Source organism: Pseudomonas sp. EA_65y_Pfl1_P113, assembly GCF_963970525.1.
Classification (GTDB): Bacteria; Pseudomonadota; Gammaproteobacteria; order Pseudomonadales; family Pseudomonadaceae; genus Aquipseudomonas; species Aquipseudomonas tritici.
Genome location: NZ_CAXAQM010000148.1, coordinates 1 through 755, shown reverse-complemented (window position 1 = coordinate 755; position 755 = coordinate 1). Strand labels below are relative to the sequence as shown.

The 755-nt window shown below is 63.8% G+C and carries 1 pseudogene; it reads right to left on the bottom strand.

The features are described 5' to 3' along the window. Positions 1-36: 36 nt before the first annotated feature. A pseudogene (locus tag AACY52_RS28790) lies at positions 37-755 on the bottom strand (hypothetical protein); the annotation flags it as partial.

Here is a 755-nt window from a genome sequence, read left to right as displayed (position 1 = left end):
CTCGCTACGGTGTGGCTTGCGGCGCTGGCTTGCGCCTCACTTCAGCGAGGCGACCGGGCCGCTCGTCGCTGCCGGATCGGGATCGAAGCCGAACACGCCGACCAGGTATTTGTAATAGTCCGGCATCTTCTCCTTCAGCGCTTCGCGCGTTTTCGGGTCGTGGAAGTCGCTCTTGCCGGACAGGAAGATGCTGCCGGTGACCGCGAAGAATTCCATGGGATTCTTCATCGCATAGGAGTCCTTGGGCAGCAGGTCCTTGGATTTGGCCAGTGCGTAATACGCGATCACGCCCTTGTTGGCGTAGCCGTCCGGCAACAGGCGCGCGTGATAGGCATGCAGCAGCTCGTGCAGCAGCACGGCTTCCTTCTCGTAGCGCATCATGTCCGGCCGCAGCATGATCACGCCGAGCCCGGAATCGACCGCGAGGTCGACGGCATTGGGGTTGGTCCATCGCTGCTTCTCGGGATCCCAGACCGTGAGCGTCCGCGGCACGCGGCGCTCGACGTTCGGGGTGACCCGGCCGTAGCAGGCGGTCGCGGCGCCCTCGTCGAGGCAGGCCAGTTCGCTCGCGATGATGGGGACGGTGCGGAAGAAGCGCAGCACGCGCAAATAATCCTCGGCGATGCGCTGGTCGGGATCGCCGATGAAGCGCACGCGGTGCGCCGCCAGATCGGCAAGGCCGCCGAAATAATCGAAGATCTCGCCCGTTTGCGGATCGGCATAGAGCGCGTTGATCGTGAAATAGTCGGAAGAGC